Annotated in this window: 3 protein-coding genes and 1 riboswitch; of the genes, 1 reads left to right on the top strand and 2 read right to left on the bottom strand. The window is 71.3% G+C overall.

Annotation, left to right across the window (positions count from 1 at the left end):
• Positions 1 to 85 precede the first annotated feature (85 nt).
• Positions 86 to 931 (bottom strand): hypothetical protein, encoded by an 846-nt coding sequence (locus ACRX5S_RS41040; protein ID WP_436778396.1) that lies wholly within the window; start codon positions 929 to 931, stop codon positions 86 to 88.
• Positions 932 to 1,172: 241 nt separating this feature from the next.
• A complete protein-coding gene (locus ACRX5S_RS41035) occupies positions 1,173 to 1,826 on the bottom strand; it encodes a phosphatase PAP2 family protein (RefSeq protein ID WP_436778395.1) in 654 nt (217 codons plus the stop codon).
• A 553-nt stretch (positions 1,827 to 2,379) separates the two neighbouring features.
• Positions 2,380 to 2,525, top strand: a riboswitch (cyclic di-AMP (ydaO/yuaA leader).
• Between the two features lie 6 nt (positions 2,526 to 2,531).
• On the opposite strand from ACRX5S_RS41035, the gene ACRX5S_RS41030 reads away from it, so the two are divergent.
• A partial coding sequence (locus tag ACRX5S_RS41030) for a transglycosylase family protein (RefSeq protein WP_436778397.1) occupies positions 2,532 to 2,927 on the top strand: 396 nt, incomplete at its 3' end.

Genomic DNA, 2,927 nt, shown 5'->3' with positions numbered 1-2,927 from the left:
GGAGGCGCCGCGCGGCCCGGGGCCGGAGCGCCTCCACCAGACCGTACCCAACTGCGTGCGTACGGCGCAGCTTCGCGGTACGCGGTCAGCCGGTGCGGCGGCGCCGTGCGGCCGCCACGGCGGTCGCACCGCCTGCGGCCAGGAGTCCGGCACCGGAGGCGAGGTACGGCCACGTCGGCGATCCGCCGCCGGTGCGGGCGAGTTCGGGTTGTGCGGCGGGTTGCGGGGCGGTCGTCGGCGAGGCCGCCGGGGTCCGCGTCGCCGGCGGTGCGGGGGTGGACGGGGCGGGTGTCGCGGTCGACGTCGGCGCAGGCGTGCGCGGCGCGGGGGTTCCCGGGCGCGGCGGGCAGGCCTTCTCCCCGACCGTCAGATTCACCGGTACGGGTCCGGCGGGAAGGAGGTGGAGTTCGAGGGCGACGGCGCGGCCGGGGTACTGCGAGCCGATGCCGATCCAGCCGAGCGGCCCGAGGTCGATCTTGGGGAGTCCGGTGGACTTGACCTCGACGCCGATGGTGCGCAGCGCCTGGAGCGCGGCGACGGTGAGGGCGCCGCGCTCGCCGCAGGTGGGTTGGAGGAGCTGGAGGTCGACGACCTCGCGGAGAGCGGCTTCCACACGTTCGGCCTCGGCCTTTCCGGGCCGCCCCGTGGGGGTTGTGGGCACGGAGGCCTTCGGCGCCGAGTCGGCGACCGGGGGCGGCGTGGTCGGCGCCGGGGTGGTGGTGGCCCGGGCGGGGGCGGCGGCCGCGAGCAGGGCGGCCAGCGCGGCGGCCGGAAGAAGCACGGCGGCGGAGACCCGCGCGGACGCGGCGGCGCGGGTGCTCCTGACGGAGCGGGTTGCCGTGGCGGCGGTTGCCGGGCGCGTACGGCGGCTGGTGGCGGGAGTTGGTGCGGACACGTCTGTGGACCCCTCGTCGTGGAGTGCGCGCGCCACGGGACGGTGGGCGCGCAGGAGCGACTGTCCGGGGAGGGCGCGGAGGGGTGACGCCTCGGATGATGATCCGATGACCGGACCCGGTGAGTCTGGCACCGGGCACCGGTGGTTGGGTCCGGTTTCGGGAATCTTGACCCTTTGAGGCGGGGTCGGGCGGGTCGGCCGGTGGCGGTCGGATCCGCGTGGTTGCACGCGTGGCACGCGCGGCTACGTCAGGAGGAAGCCGCGGCGCGGCGGTGGGTCAGCCGGTCGAGGACGCCACGACCAGCGGACGCAGCGGGGTGGACTCGACCCCGCGTACGACCGGCAGCAGGGCGCGCAGCGCGAGCGGCGACAGGGCGAGGGCGATGAGGGCGCCCAGCGCGAAGCCGCCGAGGATGTCCGTCGGGTAGTGCACTCCTACATATAGGCGTGCGAAGCCCTGCATAACGGCGACCAGCACGGCGATGGCGCCGAGCCGCCGGTCGACCAGGAGCAGCGCGACCGCGAGGGACATCGTGAGCAGGGCGTGGTCGGACGCGAAGGACGGGTCCTCCTTGCCCTGCACGAGGACGGTGACGTCGGGATGGGTCAGGAAGGGGCGGGGGCGGTCCACCCACTCGCGCAGCGGCATGTTGGCCAGCTCGGCGAGGACGGCGGCGATCGGGGCCCAGACGAGGCCGGCCACCGCGACGTCGTGGTCGGGGCGGCGGCGGGCGCGGAACCAGGCGATGCCGAGGAGGGCCGCGAGGATGGCGAGCAGGCCGTACTCCCCCATGAACTCCATGAAGCCGTGCGCCCATGTCGTGTCGTCGGCGAGGCCGTTGACCCCCTGGAGGACGTCGACGTCGATGTTGTCCCCGGCGGCGAGTGGCACCGCGGGCTCGGCCGCGGCGGGCAAGGCGTACACGGACACGCGAGGACCTCCCGAGAAAATCGTCCTTCAAGATCACGCCTGGGAGGTCTGCGCGGTTCCCGATATCGAAGGATTCCCCTGATCGGGGCCCTGAGGGGGAGGTGCACCGAGCGGATAATCCGGACGAATGATGGCGAAGCGCCCGTCAGGTCATCCGATCGAAGGACAAGCGAGCCGATGACCTGTCGAACAAAGGTTGATGTCGGACATTTCGGATCTCGCCTCCGGAATGTCGGACAGGTCACACTGATCTGACGTTCGATCACCGCATGTGCGCGTAGCGTGGCGATTTCTCACAAACCGTCAGTTACTCGGTACCGAAGGTAGGAATTCGGACACATTCGGACGCCCGAATGTGACGTGGAGTTACCTCTTGCCCACCACAAAACGGTCGTAAACCTGTTCTTACGATGAGTCGCTTGTGATCTCAGGATCCGTCTGCCTAACGTGCTCCGCGTCGGTCCCCACACCGGCCCCTCTCACCGGAACGCCTAGTTCTGCCGCCGGTCGGGACGGGAAGCTGAGAAGCAACCACGGCAGAAGCGGGGGAACCAGGTGAAATGCGCCGGACTGGCAACAGACCAGGACGGCTAGGGGTGAAGCCGTACCGATGACCCTCCTACCGGGGTCGCAGCGGGCGGCCGGGCAACTCCAGCCCGAATCCGACAGCTCACCTCGCAGGCGTGGGAGAGGAAACGCTTCATGCTGTCCGGAACCGGGCGTCATCGCCGTACCCGTCTGTCCACGACCTCGCGCATCGCGGTCGCCGCCGGTGTCACCGGTGCCGCGATCGCCACCCCGATCATCGGGGCGACCAGCGCGTCCGCCGCGTCGGTGAGCACCTGGGACAAGGTCGCCCAGTGCGAGAGCACCGGCAACTGGTCCATCAACACCGGCAACGGCTTCTACGGTGGGCTTCAGTTCACCAGCTCCACCTGGCGCGAGTTCGGCGGCACGCAGTTCGCCCCGCGCGCCGACCTGGCCACCAAGGACCAGCAGATCGCGATCGCCGAGAAGGTGCTCGCGGGCCAGGGCCCCGGCGCCTGGCCGGTCTGCTCCGTCAAGGCGGGCCTGACCAAGAACAGCGGCACCCCGTCCATC

Origin of the sequence: Yinghuangia sp. YIM S09857, assembly GCF_051388915.1 — a bacterium.
Lineage (GTDB): Bacteria > Actinomycetota > Actinomycetes > Streptomycetales > Streptomycetaceae > Yinghuangia.
The sequence above is the reverse complement of the archived record's forward strand: the minus strand, read 5'-3'. Positions and strand labels throughout refer to the sequence as shown.